Here is a 20,234-nt window from a genome sequence, read left to right on the forward strand (position 1 = left end):
CGCCGGCCGGCCGCGGAACCCCGCGGCCGGTCAGCGGCGGATGATGCCGAGGTCGGTGGCGGCGGCGACCGCCGCGGTGCGGGAGTCGACGCGCAGCTTGGTGTAGATGCGCGACAGGTGCGACTTGACGGTGCCCTCGGTCAGGTGCAGGCGTCGGCCGACGGCCTGGTTGGACAGCCCGTCCGCGACCAGGCCGAGCACCTCGGTCTCCCGCCGGGTCAGCGCCGTGTCCGGCGTGCGCAGCCGGTTCATCAGCCGGTCCGCGACGGCCGGGGCCAGCGCGGTGCGGCCGGCGGCGGCGGCCCGCACGGCGGCGGCCAGCTCGTCCGGCGAGGCGTCCTTGAGCAGGTAGCCGGTCGCGCCCGCCTCGATCGCGGGCAGCGTGTCCGCGTCGCTGTCGTAGGTGGTGACGATCAGCACCCGGGGCGCGTGCGGCCGGGCGGTGATGGCGGCGGTCGCCTCGACCCCGCTCGGGCCGGCGCCGAACCGCAGGTCCATCAGCACCACGTCGACGTCGCCGCCGGCGGCGCGGGCCACCGCCTCCTCGGCGGTGGCCGCCTCGGCCACCACGACCAGGCCCGGTTCGGTCTCCAACACGGCCCGCAGCCCGGCCCGGACGACCGGGTGGTCGTCGGCGATCAGCAGCCGGACCGGGGTGCCGGTCACGGACGCCCGCCGGGCGGGGTGCGGGGGAGCCGGGCCGACACGGTGGCGCCCCGGCCGGGGGCGGCGGCCACGGTCAGGGCGCCGCCGAGCGCGCGGGTCCGCGCCCGCATGGCGGCGAGGCCGAACCCACCGCCGTCGGGCCCGGGAGCCGGCAGCCGCCCGGGGTCGAAACCGCCGCCGTCGTCGGTCACGTCCAGGGTCACCCGGTCGGCGCGGTAGCCGAGCGTCACCTCGACGGTGCTGGCCCGGGCGTGGCGCACGGTGTTGGCCAGGGCCGCCTGGGCGACGCGCAGCAGCGCGACCTCGTACGCGGTCGGCAGCGGGACCGGGGCCCCGGTGACCGCGAACCGGGCGGCGAGCCGGTGCCGGGCGCCGGTGGTGGCGCAGAGACGCTCCAACGCGCCGGCCAGTGTGGTGTCGTCCAACGCCGGTGGGGTGAGCGCGGCGACGAAGCGCCGGGCCTCGGCGAGATTGTCCGCCGCCGCCTGCCGGGCCTGCTCGACGTGGCGGGCGGCGGTGTCCGGCCGCTCCGGCAGCACCCGACCGGCGGCGCGCAGCAGCAACTGGATGCTGGTCAGGCCCTGCGCCAGCGTGTCGTGGATCTCGGCGGCCAGCCGCTCCCGTTCCGCCGCCACCCCGGCCTCGTGCTGCGCCCGGGCCAGGTCGGCGCGGGTCGCGGTCAGCTCCTCGACCAGCCGCCGGTGGCGCTCGCTCTCCCGGTAGAGCGCCTGGTAGCCCCGGACCACCGCCACCGCGACCGCGGCGCCGAGCACCGGACCGACCGTGCCGGCCACGCTGACCGCGCCGCGGTGGGCGGCGAAGGCGACGACGGCCGTCACGGCGGTCACCGCGACGGCGACCGGCCCGGCACGCCGGGGCAGCAGGTGCAGTTGCAGCAGGTAGAGCGGGAACGCGATCCACAGCCCGTCCACGGTCAGCACGGTCAGCGCCAGCCACCCGACGCCGACCGCCGCCAGCCACCAGGCGGCGGCCCGTCGGGAGCGGCGGACGCCGGGCAGGAACGCCCCGGCCGCGTACGTCAGCAGGCCCGCCGCCGCGACCGCGGCGATCACCGGCGCGTGCGGCTGCCCGGTGACGACGGCCCGGAGCCCGGCGAGCGCGAAGAGGACCCCCGCCAGCAGGTGCAGGCACCAGGCCAGTACGCGGGCGGTGGAGGTCAGGGCGGGAACGGCGGTCACGGCCCTCCCAGCCTAGAGGAGGCGCAGGTCAGCGGGGATCTGTCGAAAGTTGTAACCGGTCCACCGCCGTTCCGCCCGGGAAGTGCCGTCCGCCGCCGGATGCCCGAGCCACCACCCGGCGACGACCGTGGAAGCGACCCACCCCGCCGTCGAGAGGAACGGGCCGTCCGTGTTCGTCGCCTGGAGAGACCTCAGGTTCGCCAAGGGGCGCTTCGCCCTGATGGGAACCGTCATCGTGCTGATCACCCTGCTGGTCGGCCTGCTGTCCGGGCTGACCGCCGGACTGGGCCGGCAGAACACCTCCGCGATCACCGGTCTGCCCGCCGACCGGATCGCCTTCGGCGGCCCGCAGCCGTCGTACGCCGACTCGACAGTCACCCAACGGCAGTGGCAGCGCTGGGCCGACACGCCCGGCGTCACCGCCGCCGAGCCGCTCGGTGTCGGCACCACCCGGGTCACCGCCGGTGGCCGCAGCGCCGCCGTCGCCGTGTTCGGCGTCCGGGCCGGCTCCCGCCTCGCCCCCGGCGACCTCGACGACCACACGGTGGTGCTGTCCACCCCGGCCGCCACCGACCTGGGCCTGCGTGCCGGCGACCGCCTCACCGTGGCCGGCCGGGAGCTGACCGTGGCGGCGGTCCGCGGGGATGCCTCCTTCAGTCACACCCCGGTGGTGTGGACCAGCCTCGAGCAGTGGCGGCGGACCGGCAACGCCGACGCGGGCACCGCCACCGTGATCGCGCTGCGCACCGACGCCGGCGTGGACGTGGCCGCCACCGACCGGGCCGCCGGCACCCGGACCGTCCGCACCGGCGACTCGCTGGCCGCGATCGGCTCGTACCGCTCGGAGAACGGTTCGCTCCAGCTCATGCGCGGCTTCCTGTTCGCGATCTCCGCCCTGGTCATCGGCGCCTTCTTCACGGTGTGGACGATCCAGCGCAGCGGCGACGTCGCGGTCCTGAAGGCCCTCGGCGCCTCCACCGCCGCCCTGCTCACCGACGCGCTCGGGCAGGCCGGCGTCCTGCTGGTCGGCGGCACCGCGCTCGGCACCGCCCTGGCCGCCGCGCTCGGCGCGCTCGTCTCCGGCTCGGACGTGCCGTTCGTGCTGACGCCCGCCACCGTCGCCGTCCCGGCCACGGTGACGATCGTCCTCGGCATGCTCGGCGCCGCCCTGTCCGTGCGCCGCATCACCGCCGTCGACCCGCTCACCGCGCTGGGGAGCGCCCGATGAGCCTGGACCTGACCGACGTCACGCTCACCTACCCGGACGGCGAGACCCGGCTCACCGCGCTCGACCACGTGACGCTCTCGGTCGCGAAGGGCGACCTGACCGCCGTGGTCGGCCCGTCCGGGTCGGGCAAGTCCAGCCTGCTCGCGGTCGCCGCCACGCTCGTCACCCCGGACGCCGGCGCCGTCCACGTCGACGGCGTCGCCACCACCGGGATGGGCCGCGGCGCGCTCGCCGCGCTGCGCCGGCGCGCGATCGGCATCGTCTTCCAGCAGCCCAACCTGCTGCCGTCGCTGACCGCCGCCGAGCAGCTCCAGGTGATGGCCACCCTCGCCGGCCGGTCGCCGGCCGGGGCCCGGGACCGGGCGCGGGAGATGCTCGACGCGGTCGGGCTCGCCGCCCAGGCCGGTCGGCGCCCGCACCAGCTCTCCGGCGGCCAGCGTCAGCGGGTCAACATCGCCCGCGCCCTGATGAACGACCCGGTCGTCCTGCTTGTCGACGAGCCGACCAGCGCGCTCGACCACGAGCGCGGCGCCGCCGTCATCGACCTGATCGGCCGGCTCACCCGCGAGCGGGGCACCGCCACGGTGCTGGTCACCCACGACCGCGACCACCTCGCCGCCGCCGGCCGGACCGTGGAGATGCGCGACGGCCGCCTGCACGACGCGACCTGAGTGGTACAGCAGGCGCTACTTCCCGCCGCCGGCGCTGCCGGCCGCCGCCGCCGTGACCTATCGTGGCGGCCGGGGGTGGGACCGATGGGGTACGTGCGCAGGCGGGTCCGCGCCTCGGTGGACGCGTGGGCGCACCTCGTCGGCGGGTCGGGCACCGCGCTGCTGGCGTGGGGCGCGCTGCTCTGGGTGCTCGCCGTCGCCGTCGCCTGCCTGGTCGGCGTCGGGCTGCTGCTGGTCCCCGGCGCGTTGCGCGCGGTGCGTTCGGTGGCCGACCGGGAACGCGCCCGGTTGTCCCGCTGGGGCGGTCCGCTCCCCGAGGTCGGACGGTCCCCGGCCGACCCGCGCGCGGCGCTGCGCGACCCGGTGGTCCGGCGGGAGTTGGGCTGGGTGGGGCTGCACGCGGTGCTCGGCCTCGGCATCGGGCTGCTGGGTCTCGCGCTGCCGCTCTACGCCGCGCAGGACCTCACCTTTCCACTGTGGTTCCGGCTGTTGCGGCCCGAGGACGGCGCGCCGGGGGTCTTCTGGTGGCGGATCGACGGGCTGCCCGACGCGCTCCTGGTCGGGCTGGCCGGGGTGGCGTGGCTGATCGCCGCGGTCGCGTTCGGCCCGGCGCTGGCGCGCGCCCAGGCCCGGCCGGGCCGCTGGTTGCTCGCCCCGCCGCCCGGGGTCGACCTGTCGCTGCGGGTCGCCGAGCTCACCGTCACCCGGGCCGCCGCGCTGGACGCGCACGCGGTGGAGTTGCGCCGCATCGAACGGTCGCTGCACGACGGCACCCAGAACCGGCTGGTCGCGGTGAACGTGCTGCTGGGCGCCGCGCGGCGGGCCGTCCGACGGGACCCGACCCGGGCCGACGAGATCCTCGAACGGGCCCAGCAGGCGGCGGAGCAGGCGCTCGGCGAGCTGCGGACGGTGGTGCGCGGCATCCTGCCGCCGGTGCTGGACGACCGGGGGCTCGTCGGCGCGCTGGCCGGCCTGGCCGGCGGGTGCGCGGTGCCGTGCCGGCTCACCGTCGACGTCCCGGTGCGGTGCGCGGTCGCGGTCGAGGCCACCGCCTACTTCGTGGTGGCCGAGGCGCTGACCAACGTGGTCCGGCACAGCGGCGCGGGCGCGGTGGACGTCGCGGTGCGCCGCGAGCGGGACCGGCTGCTGGTGACCGTCGCCGACGACGGACACGGCGACGCGGACGAGACGCGTGGCTCCGGCCTGACCGGCATCCGGCGGCGGGTCGAGGCGTACGACGGCCGGATGACGCTGACCAGTCCCCGGGGAGGACCGACGACAATGCACGTGGAGCTGCCATGCGGATCGTGATCGCCGAGGACGATGCGCTGCTGCGCGAGGGGCTGGCGCTGCTGCTGCGGGCCGAGGACCTGGACGTGGTGGCCACCGCCGGCGACCCGGACGGGTTCCTGGCCGCGGTGGACGCGCACGGGCCCGACGTGGCGATCGTCGACGTGCGGATGCCGCCCACCCACACCGACGAGGGCATCGTCGCCGCGGTCGAGGCACGTCGCCGCCGGCCCGGCCTCGCGGTGCTGGTGCTGTCCGCGTACGTCGAGCAGACGTTCGCCACCGAGTTGTTCTCGGTCGGCGCCGCCGGCCTCGGGTACCTGCTCAAGGAACGCGTCGGGCGGGTCGAGGAGTTCCTGGGCGCGCTGCACCGGGTCGCGGCCGGCGGCAGCGTCATCGACCCGGAGGTGGTCGGGCAGCTGCTGGCCCGCAACCGTCGCGCCGACGACGCGTTGGCGCAGTTGTCGCCGCGCGAGCACGAGGTGCTGGCGCTGATGGCGGAGGGCCTCGGCAACACCGCGATCGCCGAGCGGCTGTTCGTCACCGAGGGCGCGGTGCACAAGCACATCCGCAACATCTTCGCGAAGCTCCAGCTTCCGCCGGACGACCGCGCGGACCGTCGGGTCACCGCCGTGCTGCGCTACCTCAACGACGGCCGGCGCGCCGCCTGAGCGACGCGCCGGCCGTGACGGTGCCGGGTCAGCGGGCGCAGAGCGCCGCGTCGACGCTGTCGGTGACCGCCTCGAGCATCTCCGGCGACGTCGGGAGCCCGGTCACCGCGACCACCGCGCCGCGTCCGTCCGTGGTGGCCAGGTTGCGCGTCTCGAAGCCCTGGATGTCGCCGCCGTGCCCCCAGGCGTGGCCACCGCACGGCAGGTCGTGCCGGGCGATCCCCAGGCCGTACGCCCAGCCCCCGGTGGGCTCGAACCCGGGCGCGTCGACCGTGCGCATCATGGCCGCCTGCTGCGCGGGTCGGAGCAACCGGCCGGCCAGCAACGCCTCGAAGAACGTCCGCAGGTCGCCCGGTGTCGAGATGAGCTGCCCGGCGGACCAGCCCAGGGACGGGTCCATCTCGGTCACGTCGACCCACGGCGCGTCCGGCGCGACCGCCACGTAGCCCTGCGGGTGCCGGCCGGTGAGGCGCTGGTCCCCGGCCGCCGGCCAGGAGGTGTCGCGCAGTCGCAGCGGCGCGATGATCCGCCGGGTGATCTCCTCGCCGATCGGGCGTTCGGTGACCCGCTCGACGATCAGGCCGGCCAGGACGTAGTTGGTGTTGCTGTACTCCCACGTCGTGCCCGGGGCGTGACGCCGCGGCCGGGTCAGCGCCGCGTCCACCAGCCGCCGCGGTTCGAGGTACGCGTGCGCGCGGTCCACCAGGTCCTGCGGCGCGGTGAACAGCACGTCGTCGTAGTCGGGCAGGCCGCTGGTCTGCTGGAGCAACTGGCGTACCGTGATCCGCCGCCCGTCGTTGCCGTGGCCCCGCACCAGGCCGGGCAGGTAGCGCTCGACGGTGGCGTCCAGGTCGATCCGGCCCTCGCCGACGAGTTGGAGGACGACCACCGCGGTGAAGGTCTTGGTGTTGCTGCCGATGCGCACCCGGCCGTCGGTGGGCACGCCGCGACCGGTCCGCAGGTCGCCGACCCCGGCGGTGCGGTCGCGCACCCGGCCGTCGGCGCCGCGCACGGAGGCCAGCGCGCCGGGGAAGTGCTGGTCCGCGACCAGCCGGTCGAGGTGCTGCTGGAGCACGTCGGGCCGGTCGGTCCGGGTGGGTGCGGCGGACGCGGCGGGCACGCCCAGGGCGGTGGCGGTCAGCACGGCCAGCGCGCCGGCGGCGAGCGGACGGGTTCGGCGGGTCATCGGGAACTCCTCTTCGGCACGGCTTCCGTTACGGCTTCCAGCCTTGGCGAACCGGGTGCCGCGCTCCATCCCGCCTGCTGCCCGACGGGGGTACCGCAGGCACCACCCGTGGCCGTCACCGGTGGTGGCGGGCGTCGGCTACGGTGGCCGGCGTGACGACGCAGGACAGCAGACCATCGTTCGCGCCGGACGCCGTGGTCGTGGTCGGCGCGCTGGTGGCCACCGTGGGCTATCTGACCCCGTGGTTCCGCGCCGGGGACGGCTACTCCTGGTCCTTCTCCGGCTGGGCCTACGCGTCGTTGAGCACCGGCGGCGGCTGGACCCTGTTGACGCTGGGTTGGCTGGTGGTGGCGTTGGTGGCCGGCGGCTGGGCGCGGGCGTACCCGGGCGCCGCGCTGACCGCCTTGACGGCGGCCGTGGGCGCGTGGACGTTCGCGCTGACCGTGGTCGCGGCGAGCTTCGCCGAGCTGCGGGAGCGCGGCAGCATCAACTGGATCGCGGAACTGCCGTTCGGGATCGGGCTGCCGGTGATGGCGACCGGCTTCGGCCTGTTGGTCGCCGGCGCGGTCCGCGCCGTGGTGCGCTCGACGGTCGGGGCGCTCGACGCCACCGCGCGCAGGTAGCTTCGGGCCAGCGTCGCGGGCCGGTGGCAGACCGGGTCGGGCAGGGAGCGCCGGACCGGTCGGGGACGGATAAGGCCGGATCGTGCACCGTCCGACAACGGCATCTTCGTCGGCGGCAGCAACAACATCATCGAGCGCACGGTGACCCGGTTCAACCGCGACAGCGGCCTGCAACTGTCCCGCATCGCCTCCAGCACGCCGCGTGACCAGTGGCCGGCGAACAACCTCATGGTCAGCGTCGAGTCGCACGACAACGCCGACTCCGACGGCGAGGACGCCGACGGGTTCGCCGCCAAGCTCACCGTCGGCAACGGCAACGTCTTCCGGTACGCGGTGTCCCACCACAACATCGACGACGGCTGGGACCTCTACACGAAGACCGACACCGGCGCGATCGGGCCGGTGACCATCGAGGACTCCTCTCCTACAACAACGGCACGCTGAGCAACGGCACGCAGAACGGCAACGGCGACCGTAACGGCTTCAAGCTCGGGGGCGAGGACATCGTGGTCAACCACACCGTCCGGCGCACCATCGCGTACCGCAACGGCAAGCACGGGTTCACCTACAACCGGAACCCGGGCTCGATGACGATCTCGAACAACCTGAGCATCGACAACACCGAGCGCAACTTCTCGTTCGACGCCGGCACCTCGGTCTTCCGCACCAACACGTCCTGCCGCAGCGGCAGCGGGTCGAACAACAAGACGGTCGGCAACGTGGACGGCTCGAACCAGTTCTGGTCCGGCGCCAACGGTTCCCGCTGCGCCACCTACTCGGGCGCGCTCGGCTGGTCCTTCGCCTCCGACGGTCGTCTGGTCGTCACGCTGGGCGGGCGGGTCGTCTCGCTCTGACCCGTCCCGTGACCGCCGGTGCCGGCGGACGCGTGAGCGGACCTCACGGATCTTGGTACGGGCACGCCCTCGGAAGACATGCCCGTACCAAGATCTTGTGCGTCCCGACGGGGGAGCGCCCGGGACCGGCTTGACAACATGATCGCTGGTTAGGTTAGCCTAACCTTCGTGACGAGCGGAACGATGCGGGCCGACGGCCTGCGGGGCAGTGCGCTGCGCCTGGGCTACCACGGCACCACCGTGGTGCACGACGCGGCCATCACGCTGCGGCCGGCGGCGGTGACCGCGCTGGTCGGGCCCAACGGCAGCGGCAAGTCCACGCTGCTGCGCGGGCTGGCCCGCCTGCACCCGCTCCAGCACGGCGAAATCGTGCTCGCCGACGGCACCCCGGCCCGCGCGCTGTCGGCGCGCGACTTCGCCCGCCGGGTCACCCTGCTGGCGCAGAGCCGCCCCACCCCGAGCGGCGTCACCGTCCGGGACGTGGTCGGCTACGGCCGGCACCCGTACCGGCAGCGGTGGCGGGCCGGCGACCCGGACGGCCCGGCCGCGATCGACCGGGCCATGGCGGTGACCGGCGTGGACGCCATGGCGGACCGGCCGGTCGACGCGCTGTCCGGCGGTGAACTCCAACGGGTCTGGCTGGCCACCTGCCTGGCCCAGGACACCGCCGTGCTGCTGCTGGACGAGCCGACCACCTTCCTCGACCTGCGCTACCAGGTGGAGATCCTCGACCTGATGCGGGACCTCGCCGACACCGCCGGCGTGGCCGTCGGCGTGGTGCTGCACGACCTCAACCAGGCCGCCGCCGTCGCCGACCACGTGGTGCTGCTGCACTCCGGCCGGGTGCGCGGCGCCGGGACCCCACGCGAGGTGTTCACCGAGGCGGCGCTCACCGAGGCGTACGGCATCCGCGTCGAGGTCACCGCCGACCCGGCCACCGGCCTGCTCTCCACCCGTCCCGTCGGCCGGCACACCACCCGTGCCGCCCGCTGAACCCATTCCTGCCACGGAAGAGAAACCGATGTTGCGTACCCGTCTGACCCTGCTGGCCGCCGCCGCGACCGCGCTGCTGATCGCCGGCTGCGGCACCACCGAGGCGCCCGCCGCCGCCCCGTCCACCTCCGGCCCGGCCGCCACCGGCCCGGTCACCGTCACCGACAGCCGCGGCAAGGCGATCACGCTGAAGAACCCGGCCACCAAGGTGGTCGGCCTGGAGTGGGGCGAGGTCGAGATGCTCGTCGGCCTCGGCGTGATGCCCGTCGGCGTGGCCGACCCCAAGGGGTACGCCACCTGGGTCACCGCCGCGCCGCTGGACCCGGGCGTCAAGGACGTCGGCACCCGGGGCGAGCCGAGCGTCGACGCCGTCGTGGCGCTCCAGCCGGACCTGGTGGTGATGGAGGCCGAGCGCGGCGCCGCGATCGTCACCCAACTGGAGAAGTACGTCCCGGTGCTGGTCACCAAGGGCAGTGACGCCACCGACAACCTCGCCCGGATGCGGTCCGACCTCACCATGATCGCCACCGCCACCGGCCGCACCGCGCAGGGCGAGAAGCTGCTCGCCGAATTCGACGCCGCGCTCGCCGACGGCCGGAAGAAGATCGCCGACGCCGGCGCGGCGGGCCGGCAGTTCGCCTTCGCCGACGGCTGGAAGGAGGGCAGCACGGTCTCCATCCGCATGTTCGGTCAGGGCGCGCTCGTCTCCCAGCTCGGCATCCAGCTCGGCCTCAAGAACGCCTGGACCGGCAAGACCGACGAGATGTGGGGCCTGGGCCAGACCGACGTCGAGGGGCTCAGCGTCCTCAAGGGACAGGACCTGCACTTCTTCTACAACGCCTCGGACGGTCAGGACGTCTTCGCCGACGGCCTCGCCGGCAACGCGATCTGGCGCTCCCTGCCGTTCGTGCAGCAGAACAAGCTGCACAAGATGCCGAACGGCATCTGGACGTTCGGCGGGACCCTGTCCGCGAAGCAGTACGTCGACCAGCTCGTCGCCGTCTACACGGCCTGAGCCGGCGATGATCGCCACCGTCGTACCGGAGCCGGCCACCCGGCCGGCCCCGGTCGGGTCGCCCCCCGCCCGCCGCCGGGTCGCCGGCGCGTTCCTCCTCGCCGCCGCGCTGCTCGTGGCGATCACCGCGGTGCACCTCACCCAGGGCACGTCGTCGGTGGGCGCGCTCGACCTGCTCCGGCTGCTCACCGGCGCGGACGACGAGACCGCCCGGGTGCTGGTCGCCTCCCGGCTGCCGCGTCTGCTCACCGGCCTGGCGGTCGGTGTGGCGCTCGGGTTCGCCGGCGCGGCGCTCCAGTCCACCACCCGCAACCCGCTCGCCTCGCCGGACACGCTCGCCGTGAACGCCGGCGCGCACCTGGCGATCGTGACCACCGCCGCGTTCGGCATCGCGCTGCCGGCGCTGCCCGCCGGTGGGCTGGCGTTCTGCGGCGGGCTGGCCGCCGCCGCGCTGGTGATGCTGCTGTCCGCCGGCGGCCAGACCGCGACCACCCGGCTGATCCTCGCCGGCTCGGCCACCGCGATGGCGCTCGCCTCGCTCACCATGCTGCTCCTGCTGCTGTTCGAACAGGCCACCATCGGGCTGTTCGCCTGGGGCAACGGCTCGCTCGTGCAGGGCGACCTGGTCGCGTTCACCCAGCTCGGCCCGGTGATCGTCATCGCCGCGCTGCTGCTCGTCGCGCTCGGGCACCGGCTGGACCTGCTCGCCCTCGGCGACGACACCGCCACCGTGCTCGGGCTCGACGTGCGCCGGACCCGACTCGTCGTGGTGCTGCTCGCGGTGCTGCTCTCCGCCGCCGCGGTCACGCTGGCCGGGCCGATCGGCTTCGTCGGGCTGGGCGCGCCGGTGATCGTCCGGCTGCTCGGCCGGTGGGTGCCGGAGGTGCACCGGCACCGGGTGCTGATGCCGCTGGCCGGCATGGTCGGCGTGATCATCGTGCTCGGCTCCGACGTGCTGCTGCGGGCCGTGCTCGGTGGGCAGGCCGGGGTGGAGGTGCCCACCGGCGTGGTCACTACGCTGTTCGGCGCGGTCCTGCTGGTCTGGCTGGCCCGCCGGCACCGCGACGCCGGACCCACCCGGCAGCCCCCCGCCGGCCACGCCGCCGTCCGCTCCCGCGCCGTCCACGGCGCCGTCGTCACCGTCTGCGCGGTGGCCGTCGCCACGGCGCTGGTGGCCGGCATGCTGGCCGGGGACACGTGGGTGCTGCTCGGCGACATCGTCAACTGGGTCCAGGGCCGCACCGGGCCGGCGTACACCTTCGTGCTGGACGCGCGCTGGCCGCGCGTCGCGGCGGCGCTGCTGGCCGGCGCCGCGCTCGCGCTGGCCGGCACCACCGTGCAGGCGGTCTGCCGCAACCCCCTCGCCGAGCCCGGCATCCTCGGCATCACCGGCGGCGCGGGGATCGGCGCGGTGGCGCTGCTGACGTTCGCCCCGGCGGCCGGCGTGCTCGCGCTCTCCGGCGCGGCCGGCCTCGGCGCGGTGGCCGCGTTCGCGCTGGTCTACGGGCTGGCCCGCCGGCGCGGGCTGAACTCCGACCGGCTCGTCCTGATCGGCTTCGCGGTCTGGCAGGGCGGCGCCGCGGTCATCACGTTCATCGTGGTCTCCTCCGACCCGTGGAACACCGGCAAGGCGCTGACCTGGCTGTCCGGCTCCACCTACGGGCGTACCGCGCCCCAGGTGCTGCCGGTGGCGCTGGCGCTGCTGGTCGCCGTCGGAGTGGTGGCCGCGGTACGCCGGGAGCTGGACCTGCTGGCGCTCGACGACGACACGCCCCGGGTGCTCGGCGTCCGGCTGGAACGCGCCCGGTTGGTCGCGCTCGGCCTGGCGGCGCTGCTCACCGCCACCGCCGTGTCGGCGGTCGGCGTGATCGGCTTCGTCGGCCTGGTCGCGCCGCACGCCGCGCGGGCGCTGGTCGGTGGCCGGCACACCCGCGTGCTGCCGGTGGCGGTGCTGCTCGGCGCCACGCTGGTCAGCCTCGCCGACACGCTCGGTCGCACCGTCATCGCCCCGGCGCAGGTCCCGGCCGGCCTGGTCACCGCGCTGATCGGCACCCCCTATTTCGTCTGGCTGCTGTGGCGCTCCCGCGCCGCCGCCGGCGTCAGCTGAGCCCGAGAGGAAGTCACCATGACCAGCACCCTGGCCGCCGCGCCGTGGCGCGTGTTCACCGTCGAGGTCCGCGCGTTGCGCCGGCTCGGCCCGTCGTTCCTGCGCGTCACGTTCACCGGACCGGACCTGGACCGGTTCGCCGACAACGGCTACGACCAGCGGATCAAGCTGGCGCTGCCGCTGGTCGACGGCGGTGCGGCGGAGCTGCCCGAGGGGCCCGACTGGTACCAGCGGTGGCGGGACCTGCCGGCGGACCGGCGTAGCCCGATCCGCACCTACACGGTCCGGGCGGCCCGCCCGGCGGCGTACGAGATCGACGTGGACGTGGCGCTGCACGGCGACGGCGGCCCGGCCACCCGGTGGGCGCGGCGGGCCCGGCTCGGGGACCGGCTCGCGCTGGTCGGCCCGGACGCGGGCTGGCCGGGCGGGCACGGCGGCGTCGAGTTCCGGCCGCCGGCCGGCGCGACGCTGCTGCTGGCCGGCGACGAGACCGCCGCGCCGGCGATCTGCGCGATCCTGGACCGGCTGCCGGCCGACGCGCACGGCCACGCCGTGGTGGAGGTGCCGGAGGCGGGGGACGAGCTGCCGTGCCGCGTCCCGGCCGGCGTGACCGTGAGCTGGCTGCCCCGGGGCGGGACCCCGCACGGCAGCCGGCTCACCCCGGCCGTGACGGACCTCGCCGCCCGGCTGTTGCCGACGCCGACCGGGTCGCCGGCCGGCCCGCCGCCGGTCGAGGTGGACGTCGACCGGGAGGTGCTCTGGGAGGTGCCGGACCGGCCCGACGGCGCCGCGCTCTACGCCTGGCTGGCCGGGGAGGCGGCGGTGATCCGGGGCCTGCGCCGGCACCTGGTCACCGACCGTGGGCTCGACCGCCGGGCGGTGGCGTTCATGGGCTACTGGCGGGCCGGTCGGGCCGAGTCCTGACCGGTCACCCACGCAGCGTCTCGTGCGGTGGCCGGCCGTACGCGTCGCGGTAGGCGGCGGCGAAGCGGCCGGGGCTGGTCCAGCCCCAGCGGCGGGCGATGCCGGCGACCGTCTCGGCCCCGCCCGGCTCGGCGGCGTGCTCGTCCAGCCAGGCCCGTGCCCGCGAGGCCGAGGAACCGGAAGTTCGCCGCCGTGGTCTCCGTCCGGGTCGTCGCGACGTGCGCCACCTGCTGGTGCGGCAGCCGGATCATGGTGCCGACCACGTCCGTCCAACCCAGCACCGACGGGCGCTGCGGGTAGCGGGCGACCGCGCCGGCCGGGGCCAGCCACTCCTCGTCGCCGTCGGTGAACCGGAACCGGCCGCGCAGCACGTGCACGGTCATGAAGTCGGGGTACGGCCCGGTGCGGGCCCGGGCGTCCATCGAGTGCACGATCCGGTCCAGCCCGAGCGGCCCGTCCTGCACGGTGCGCAGCGCGAAGCGGAAACCGCGCCGGGAGCCGGCGAAGCGTGGCCGGTGTTCGGCGTACGCCTGGGCGATGGTGTGGTGGGCGAGATCCGGGTCCCCGGTCACCAGTTCGTACCGTCGCACCGCCGTGCCCGTTCCGGTCGTCATGGGACCGTGTCTCCGTCCGGTCGGGGAACTCCTTCCGGTATGAACGCGTGAGCCTCCGATCCGCAACGGGTCGTCCCGGTCACTCGCGCAGCGTCTCGCGCGGTTGCCGCCCGTACATGTCGCGGTAGGCGGCGGCGAAGCGGCCGGGGCTGGTCCAGCCCCAGCGGCGGGCGATGCCGGCGACCGTCTCGCCGCCGGTTGGGTCGGCGGTGAGCAGGTCGCGGTGGGCGCGGGCGAGACGGACCTGGCGGAGGTAGGTGAGCGGGCTGTACCCGAGGTGCCGTTGGAAGGCGGCCTGGAGTCCGCGTGGTCCGACGCCGCAGGCGGCGGCGACCTCGGCCACGGTGACCGGCTCGGCGGCGTGCTCGTCCAGGTACGCCTGCGCGCGTCGGACGACCGGGGGCGCGACCCGGCGGGGCTGTGGCACGTAGCCGACGGTCATGGTGGTGTTCGGGAAGACGGTGAGCGCGGTGGTGGCGGTCAGGTCGGCCAGCGTCGCCTGGACCAGCGGCTGGTCGAGGCCGTCGTCGCCGGTGGCGGACATCCCGTACAGGAACGCCGACAGGTGCGCCCAGGCCCGGGCCATGGCCGGCGACACCGGCGCGAGACCGAGGAAACGGAACGTGTGCGGGGCCGCCTCCACCCGGCTGGCCGCGACGCGCGTCACCAGCCCCATCGGCAGCCGGACCGTGGTGGCCACCGAGTCGGTCCAGTACAGCACCGACCGGCGCAGCGGATACCGGCCGACGCCGCCGGCCGGCATCAGCAGCTCCTCGTCACCGTCGACGAACCGGAACCGGCCCCGGACCACGTGCAGGGCCAGGAAGTCGGGGTACGGCCCGGCTTCCGTCCGGGCGTCCATGGAGTGCGCGGCCCGGGTGAGGCCGAGCGGACCGGCCTGCACGCCCCGCCACGCGAAGTGGAAGTCGCGTCGGGTGCCCCGGAAGTGTGGGTTGTGCTCGCCGCACACCTCGGTGATGGCCCGACGGGCGACGTCCGGGTCCCGGGTGGACAGCTCGAACCGCCGTGCCGGACGGTCGTCCGTCACCGATCCCGCTCCGTCGGCGCCGTCACTTCCGCCGCGCGCGGCGTGTCGCCGGGGTGGGGGTTGGCCGCCACGTCGTTGTCGGCCGACTCCGGTCTGCCCGGTCGGCCTGTCCGCTGCCCGGTCACGTGCCACCTCCCACTGCGCCGGTCCGGGGCTCGTACGCCTGGATGAACGGATCACTTGCCGGGCGGCAACGGTTCGACACGGACGGTTCGGTTCGGGTGCGACACGCCGGAGGAACCCGTCAGTCCGCTTTCCGCAATTCGCTGGTCGATTAGCGAACACCGGCGCGACGCGATGCGCCGGACCGGTTCACCGGCCGGCAACAAGTCATCGGCTCCACACTCGACTTACCCGGTCGGAGGCCGTCCGATCCGGAAGATGACGACGATGTGGTTACGGAACGCGTCAAGCGAAATTGTCGGGTAGCTGACTGTTCGGGCGTCCCGGCCGGTGCCGGTCCCCGGCTCTACCGTCTGCCTGTCCGAGCCGTTGTCCCCGGCCCGGCGACAGACGGCCGGCCGGTCGGAGTCAGGCGACGATGCCGACCCCGGTCGGCCGGTCCCCGCGCGGTCGCGGACCGGTCGGGTGGGCACACCGGAGGAGGTGCGGATGAGGGGCGTCGAGGCGCCGGTCGCCGTACCCGGCACTCCGGCTGCCGGCGGCGTGCCGTCCCGCTGGCGGGTCGCCGGGCGCGCGGTGGCGGCGCTGCTGCGCCGGGACCTGACCGGACGCCGCGGACTGCGCATGCCGTTCCTGCTGGACCTGGTGTTCGGCGTGCTGAATTTGCTGGTCTTCCTGTTCGTGTCCCGGGTGCTCGTCCCGCACCCGGGCGCCGGTTTCACCGGCCCGGGCGGCTACTTCGACTTCGTGGCGGTGGGCATCGTGTTCCTGCTGGTGCTCCAGTCCGCCATCGTGCAGGTGGTCACGCGGGTGGCCGCCGAGCAACGGGACGGGCTGCTGGAGCTGTGGGCGGCGCAGCCGGTGCCGGGCTGGTCGCTCGCGCTGGGGCTGGTCGCGTACCCGTTCGGGTTCGCGCTGCTGCGCGCCGGCCTCTACCTGGGCCTGCTGGCCGGCGTCCTCGGCCTGCGCGTCACCGACACGTCCTGGCCCGCAGCGGCGGTGATGCTCGTCCTCGCCGCGCTGGGCGCGCTGCCGTTCGGGATGGCGCTGATGGGCCTCACCGTGGCGGTCGGCTACGGCGACCCGGCGGCCCGGTTGGCGGTGGTGGCGCTGTCGTTCCTGTCCGGCACCTACTTCCCGACCTCGGCGCTGCCCGGCGTCCTGCACCCGGTGTGCGCGGTGCTGCCGACCCGGGTCGCGCTGGACGGGTTGCGGGCCGCGCTCGCCGGCGGTGACTGGCGCCCGGCCGCCGGGACGCTCGCCGGCGTCACCGCGGTGCTGCTGCCGCTCTCCGCCTGGATCTTCGACCGCGCGCTGTGGCTGGCCCGACGCAGAGGGGTGCTCACCCGTGACTGACCTCATCCCGCGTCCCACCGGTCGCGACGTGGCGTACGGCATCGTGCTGGGCCTGGACCCGGCCGCGTCGGCCCCGGCCGCCCGGTCCGGCCCGGCGCTGCCGCCGTTGGTGGCCCTGGAACGGGCCGTGCTGCCGGCGCTGCGCCGGCCGCCCTGCCTGGTCAGCTTCTCCGGCGGCCTGGACTCCTCGCTGGTGCTGGCCATCGCCACCCGGGTGGCGCGGCGGGAAGGGCTGCCCGACCCGGTGCCGGTCACCTGGCGGTTCACCGACGCGGCCCGCGCCCAGGAGACGCCCTGGCAGGCCAGGATCATCGCGGAGCTGGACCTGACCCGGCAGTGGCAGATCCTCCAGGCCGGCGACGACCTGGACCTGGTCGGGCCGGTCGCCCGGCGGCTGCTGACCCGGTACGGGCAGGTGCACCCGCCGAACCGGCACCTGCACCTGCCGCTCGTGGAGCTGGCCCGTGGCGGCGCGTTGCTCACCGGCGTCGGCGGGGACCAGATCCTCGCCGGCTGGCGGCGGCGTCCCGGCCCGCTGCGGGGCCGACTGGGCCGGCTCCGGGCCGGCCTGCGACGCCGCCCACCGGATCCGTTGCCCTGGCTGCGCCCGGAGGTGACCCGGCAGGCGCGGCGCGCGTTCGCCGCCGAGCAGCGCGCCGAGCCGCGCCGGCTGGCCGCACGGATCGCCTGGCACCTGCGCCGCCGGGACCTCACCATGCGCCGGATCGGTCTGGCCGCGATCGCCGCCGACCACGACGTGCTGGCCGTGACGCCGCTGCTGGACGAGCGGTTCGCCGCCGCGCTCGCGACCCGCCACGGCCGGCTGCGGTCCCCGTCGCGACCGGAGTTGCTCGTGGCGATCGCCGACGCCGCGTTGCCCCCGGTGATCATCGCGCCGCGTCGCAAGGCCGCCTTCGACGAGGTGTTCCTCCGGTCGGCCACCCGCGAGCTGGTACGTGCCTGGGACGGCAGCGGCGTCGACGACTCGCTGGTCGACGTCGCGGCGCTGCGCCGGGAGTGGTCGCGTTGGCGGTTCGACTCGCGGACCGCGGCGTTGGTGCAGCAGGTGTGGCTGGCCGGCCTGTCGGCCAGCGAGGGACGACCCGATCTGGAGGCGCCGAGATGACGAGCGAACCGTCCGTGTTGTACCGGGTCCGCGGCGACCGGGTCGCGTGGCGGACCACCGGCGACGAGACGGTGCTGCTGGACATCGGGCAGTCCGTCTACTTCGCGCTGGACCGCGCCGCCACCTCGCTGTGGCCGTACCTGGTGGCCGGCGCCACCACCGCCCAACTGGCCGAGGTGCTGGTCGGGCAGGCCGAGGTGGAGCGGGAGCGGGCCGTTGCCGACGTGCGGTCGTTCCTGGCCGACCTGGAGGCCGCCGGGCTGCTCGAACGGGTCTGACCCTTGGTCAGGGCAGCCAGGCGGGCGGGACGGGCCGGCGCAGGATCTCCGCCAGCTCGTGCCGGTGCGGGTCCGGGTCGCCGTCGAGCCAGGCGTGGGCGTGGAAGCCGGCGTCCGGCGCGCTGACCCCGATCACCACGGTCCGCAGCACCCGCCGCCGGGCGAGGAAGCGCTGGCGCACCAGCGCGCTCTCCAGGCAGTTGCCGCCGCCGCGGCGCAGCGCGCGCCGGACCAGCGCGTCGGTGCCGCCGGGCGGCGGCGCGGGCAGGCGCACCGCGTCCAGCCCGCCACGGGCGAGTTGCCGGCGGACCCGTCGGCAGGCCAGCAGCGTCCACGCCACCAGCGCCAGGCCGAGTGGCCCGTGCCGGCGGGTCACCCCGGCCAGGGCGTGCAGCGCGCGTACCGGGTCAGCCATGACGTCGCCGCGCGGTCCGCAGTTCCCGCACCCCCCGGGGCAGCCACCGGACGTGCCGGCAGGTCCGGCGGGCGTACGCCCGCGCCAGGTGCCACCGGCCGCCGCGGGCCGCCGGGTCGGCCTGCCGGAGGTACGCCGGTGGCGGCAGCGCCAGCCGGCCGAGCAGGCGCAGCCGGCGCAGCCACGGGCCGGGCAGTTCCACCGCGCCGGCCAGCCCGACCGTGGTGGGGGTGGCCCGGCGGGCGGCGAGCCACATCGACGCCGGCTCGGCGGCGGCCGACAGACCGAGCCGGTCGGCGACCACCGCGCCGGCCGGCCGCAGCCGCATTCCGACGGTGAACGCCGGGACGGCGTCGCAGCGCGTGGCCAGTCGACCGGCCGCGGCCCAGGCGGGCGGCGGCAGCACCGCCAGCGCGCGGTCCAGGTCGAACGCGGGTTTGTCGCTGTCCCCCGGGCAGGCGGCGTGCAGTGCGGCCAGCAGCGCGGCGCCGGCCTCGTCGGGGACGAGGACCCGCCCGCCGGCCAGGTCGAGCGGCTCCGCCGTGCCGCGCAGCGACCGCCACAGCGCGTCCGAATCGCCGACGCCGGCGAAGCCGCGGTGCAGGTCCACGGTCAGCGGCAGCGTGCCGGGCGCGGTGAAGGGCTGTTCGTGCCAGGGCGCCGCGACGTCGTACGGCTCGGGCGGCAGCGTCGGGTGGTAGCCGGCGGCGTGCAGGGCGGCCCGCGCGGCGGTGAGGGTCGCCGGCGCGACGAGCAGGTCCACGTCGCCGTAGACCCGGTCGACGCCGAGCCGGCGGGCCAGGCCGGCGCCCTTGAGCAGCAGGCAGTCGACGCCGTGGCGGCGCAGCAGATCGCTGGTGGCCGTCGCCAGGGCGTCCAGGGCGAGGCAGCGCACCGCGAGGCCGGCGGTGGCGGTCACCGCGGCGCCCCGACGGACACGGGGTGGTGTCCAGGAGCCGCCGGGGTGGTGTCCAGTGCGGTCCGGTCGCGGGGACGGAGCAGCGGTGACATCGAACGCGCCTTCCGAGTCGGATTCACATTAATCGACAGTGGGCTATCTCCGATATACCACTTCCCGCTGCCCGGAGTGCCCCCGGTGCGGCCGGCCGTCGCTATCCGGCCGGCCCGTGCGGTTTCCGTACCGGTCCCTGCCGCCGGGTCCCGGCGCGCGACCCGTTCGCGGGTCTCACCCGGGCGCGGCTCGCTAGGATCGACGGGTCATGCTGCGACTGGACGACGCCGGGCGCGCCTTCGGACGGCGCGCGATCTTCTCGGGCCTCGATCTGGAGGTCGCGCCCGGCACCCGGCTGCTGCTCACCGGCGGCAACGGCGCGGGCAAGACCACGCTGCTGCGCTGCCTGGCCGGCGTCCTCACGCTGAGCCGTGGCCGGGCCGCCGTCGCCGGCCACCCGGCCGGCTCCGCCGCCGCCCGCCGCCTGGTCGGCGTCGCGCTCGCCCCGGAGCAGACGCTCTGCGGCGGGCTCTCCGCGCACGCCAACCTGATGCTGGTGGCCCGGATGCGCCTGCCCACCCGCCGGGCCGCCGAGGCGGTCGCCCGGGTCGAGGAGGAGTTCGCCATCACCGGGTACGCCCGGGAGTCGGCGAACCGCTGCTCGGCCGGCATGCGGGCCCGGGTCAGCGTCGCCCGCGCCCTGCTCGGCGACCCGCCGGTGGTCCTGCTGGACGAGCCCGGCCGCTCCCTCGACGCACAGGCGCGGGCGCTGTTCTGGGCCGCGCTGGACCGCCGCCCGGAGTCGACGGTCGTGCTCGCCTCCCACCTGCCCGAGGACCGGTCCCACTGCGACCGTTCCCTGGCCATGCCGGTCCACCGCTGACCCGCCCCGCCC

General features: G+C 75.8%; 22 protein-coding genes. 15 read left to right on the plus strand and 7 right to left on the minus strand.

Going from position 1 to position 20,234, the window contains the following annotated elements; genetic code table 11:
* Positions 1-30: 30 nt before the first annotated feature.
* Both VKK44_RS10985 and VKK44_RS10990 read right to left on the minus strand, forming a co-directional pair.
* The gene (locus VKK44_RS10985) at positions 31-666 is read right to left on the minus strand and encodes a response regulator transcription factor (protein ID WP_343446807.1); all 636 of its coding nucleotides are present in this window, start codon (positions 664-666) and stop codon (positions 31-33) included.
* Positions 663-1,865 (minus strand): sensor histidine kinase, encoded by a 1,203-nt coding sequence (locus tag VKK44_RS10990; protein WP_343446808.1) that lies wholly within the window; start codon positions 1,863-1,865, stop codon positions 663-665. The genes VKK44_RS10985 and VKK44_RS10990 overlap by 4 nt, the downstream gene beginning before the upstream one ends.
* A gap of 220 nt (positions 1,866-2,085) precedes the next feature.
* Here VKK44_RS10990 and VKK44_RS10995 point away from each other — a divergent pair, with 220 nt between their 5' ends.
* From VKK44_RS10995 to VKK44_RS11010, 4 genes are all read left to right on the plus strand, one after another.
* Positions 2,086-3,093 (plus strand): ABC transporter permease, encoded by a 1,008-nt coding sequence (locus tag VKK44_RS10995; RefSeq protein WP_343446809.1) that lies wholly within the window; start codon positions 2,086-2,088, stop codon positions 3,091-3,093.
* Positions 3,090-3,764 (plus strand): ABC transporter ATP-binding protein, encoded by a 675-nt coding sequence (locus VKK44_RS11000; protein WP_343446810.1) that lies wholly within the window; start codon positions 3,090-3,092, stop codon positions 3,762-3,764. The genes VKK44_RS10995 and VKK44_RS11000 overlap by 4 nt, the downstream gene beginning before the upstream one ends.
* Before the next feature lie 84 nt (positions 3,765-3,848).
* Entirely contained in the window at positions 3,849-5,075 is a 1,227-nt protein-coding gene (locus VKK44_RS11005) for a sensor histidine kinase (RefSeq protein ID WP_343446811.1), read from the plus strand.
* Positions 5,063-5,725: a response regulator transcription factor gene (locus tag VKK44_RS11010; RefSeq protein ID WP_343446812.1), complete on the plus strand. Its 663-nt coding sequence runs from the start codon at positions 5,063-5,065 to the stop codon at positions 5,723-5,725. The genes VKK44_RS11005 and VKK44_RS11010 overlap by 13 nt, the downstream gene beginning before the upstream one ends.
* Positions 5,726-5,753: 28 nt before the next feature.
* On the opposite strand, the gene VKK44_RS11015 is transcribed toward VKK44_RS11010, so the two are convergent.
* The gene (locus VKK44_RS11015; protein WP_343446813.1) at positions 5,754-6,911 is read right to left on the minus strand and encodes a serine hydrolase domain-containing protein; all 1,158 of its coding nucleotides are present in this window, start codon (positions 6,909-6,911) and stop codon (positions 5,754-5,756) included.
* A gap of 152 nt (positions 6,912-7,063) precedes the next feature.
* Between VKK44_RS11015 and VKK44_RS11020 the strand changes: the two genes are divergently transcribed.
* The 7 genes from VKK44_RS11020 (at position 7,064) to VKK44_RS11050 (ending at position 13,427) form a co-directional block, all read left to right on the plus strand.
* Positions 7,064-7,534: a hypothetical protein gene (locus tag VKK44_RS11020; RefSeq protein ID WP_343446814.1), complete on the plus strand. Its 471-nt coding sequence runs from the start codon at positions 7,064-7,066 to the stop codon at positions 7,532-7,534.
* Between the two features lie 141 nt (positions 7,535-7,675).
* Positions 7,676-7,978: a hypothetical protein gene (locus VKK44_RS11025; RefSeq protein ID WP_343446815.1), complete on the plus strand. Its 303-nt coding sequence runs from the start codon at positions 7,676-7,678 to the stop codon at positions 7,976-7,978.
* A gap of 62 nt (positions 7,979-8,040) precedes the next feature.
* Positions 8,041-8,388, plus strand: coding sequence for a hypothetical protein (locus tag VKK44_RS11030; protein WP_343446816.1), 348 nt, complete (start codon positions 8,041-8,043; stop codon positions 8,386-8,388).
* A gap of 183 nt (positions 8,389-8,571) precedes the next feature.
* On the plus strand, positions 8,572-9,381 hold the full coding sequence (locus tag VKK44_RS11035; RefSeq protein WP_343447740.1) for an ABC transporter ATP-binding protein: 810 nt from the start codon (positions 8,572-8,574) through the stop codon (positions 9,379-9,381).
* A gap of 28 nt (positions 9,382-9,409) precedes the next feature.
* Positions 9,410-10,396, plus strand: a complete 987-nt coding sequence (locus VKK44_RS11040; protein WP_343446817.1) for an ABC transporter substrate-binding protein — start codon at positions 9,410-9,412, stop codon at positions 10,394-10,396.
* Positions 10,397-10,403: 7 nt separating this feature from the next.
* Entirely contained in the window at positions 10,404-12,503 is a 2,100-nt protein-coding gene (locus VKK44_RS11045; RefSeq protein WP_343446818.1) for an iron ABC transporter permease, read from the plus strand.
* An 18-nt stretch (positions 12,504-12,521) separates the two neighbouring features.
* Complete coding sequence (locus VKK44_RS11050; protein ID WP_343446819.1) at positions 12,522-13,427, plus strand: siderophore-interacting protein; 906 nt, start codon at positions 12,522-12,524, stop codon at positions 13,425-13,427.
* On the opposite strand, the gene VKK44_RS11055 is transcribed toward VKK44_RS11050, so the two are convergent.
* Complete coding sequence (locus VKK44_RS11055) at positions 13,397-14,041, minus strand: cupin domain-containing protein (RefSeq protein ID WP_343446820.1); 645 nt, start codon at positions 14,039-14,041, stop codon at positions 13,397-13,399. The genes VKK44_RS11050 and VKK44_RS11055 overlap by 31 nt on opposite strands.
* A 79-nt stretch (positions 14,042-14,120) precedes the next feature.
* On the minus strand, positions 14,121-15,089 hold the full coding sequence (locus VKK44_RS11060; protein WP_343446821.1) for an AraC family transcriptional regulator: 969 nt from the start codon (positions 15,087-15,089) through the stop codon (positions 14,121-14,123).
* Between the two features lie 612 nt (positions 15,090-15,701).
* On the opposite strand from VKK44_RS11060, the gene VKK44_RS11065 reads away from it, so the two are divergent.
* The 3 genes from VKK44_RS11065 to VKK44_RS11075 are packed head-to-tail and all read left to right on the plus strand — an operon-like array spanning position 15,702 to position 17,972.
* Complete coding sequence (locus VKK44_RS11065; RefSeq protein ID WP_343446822.1) at positions 15,702-16,568, plus strand: ABC transporter permease; 867 nt, start codon at positions 15,702-15,704, stop codon at positions 16,566-16,568.
* On the plus strand, positions 16,561-17,694 hold the full coding sequence (locus VKK44_RS11070) for an asparagine synthase-related protein (RefSeq protein ID WP_343446823.1): 1,134 nt from the start codon (positions 16,561-16,563) through the stop codon (positions 17,692-17,694). Before VKK44_RS11065 ends, VKK44_RS11070 begins: the two co-directional genes overlap by 8 nt.
* Entirely contained in the window at positions 17,691-17,972 is a 282-nt protein-coding gene (locus VKK44_RS11075) for a PqqD family protein (protein WP_343446824.1), read from the plus strand. The genes VKK44_RS11070 and VKK44_RS11075 overlap by 4 nt, the downstream gene beginning before the upstream one ends.
* A 7-nt stretch (positions 17,973-17,979) precedes the next feature.
* On the opposite strand, the gene VKK44_RS11080 is transcribed toward VKK44_RS11075, so the two are convergent.
* Both VKK44_RS11080 and VKK44_RS11085 read right to left on the minus strand, forming a co-directional pair.
* Positions 17,980-18,387 (minus strand): lasso peptide biosynthesis B2 protein, encoded by a 408-nt coding sequence (locus VKK44_RS11080; RefSeq protein ID WP_343446825.1) that lies wholly within the window; start codon positions 18,385-18,387, stop codon positions 17,980-17,982.
* The gene (locus VKK44_RS11085) at positions 18,380-19,306 is read right to left on the minus strand and encodes a nucleotidyltransferase family protein (RefSeq protein ID WP_343446826.1); all 927 of its coding nucleotides are present in this window, start codon (positions 19,304-19,306) and stop codon (positions 18,380-18,382) included. The genes VKK44_RS11080 and VKK44_RS11085 overlap by 8 nt, the downstream gene beginning before the upstream one ends.
* A 301-nt stretch (positions 19,307-19,607) precedes the next feature.
* Between VKK44_RS11085 and VKK44_RS11090 the strand changes: the two genes are divergently transcribed.
* Positions 19,608-20,222, plus strand: coding sequence for an ABC transporter ATP-binding protein (locus VKK44_RS11090; RefSeq protein ID WP_343446827.1), 615 nt, complete (start codon positions 19,608-19,610; stop codon positions 20,220-20,222).
* Positions 20,223-20,234 lie beyond the last annotated feature (12 nt).

This window comes from Micromonospora sp. DSM 45708, from assembly GCF_039566955.1.
In the GTDB taxonomy this organism is placed as follows: domain Bacteria; phylum Actinomycetota; class Actinomycetes; order Mycobacteriales; family Micromonosporaceae; genus Micromonospora.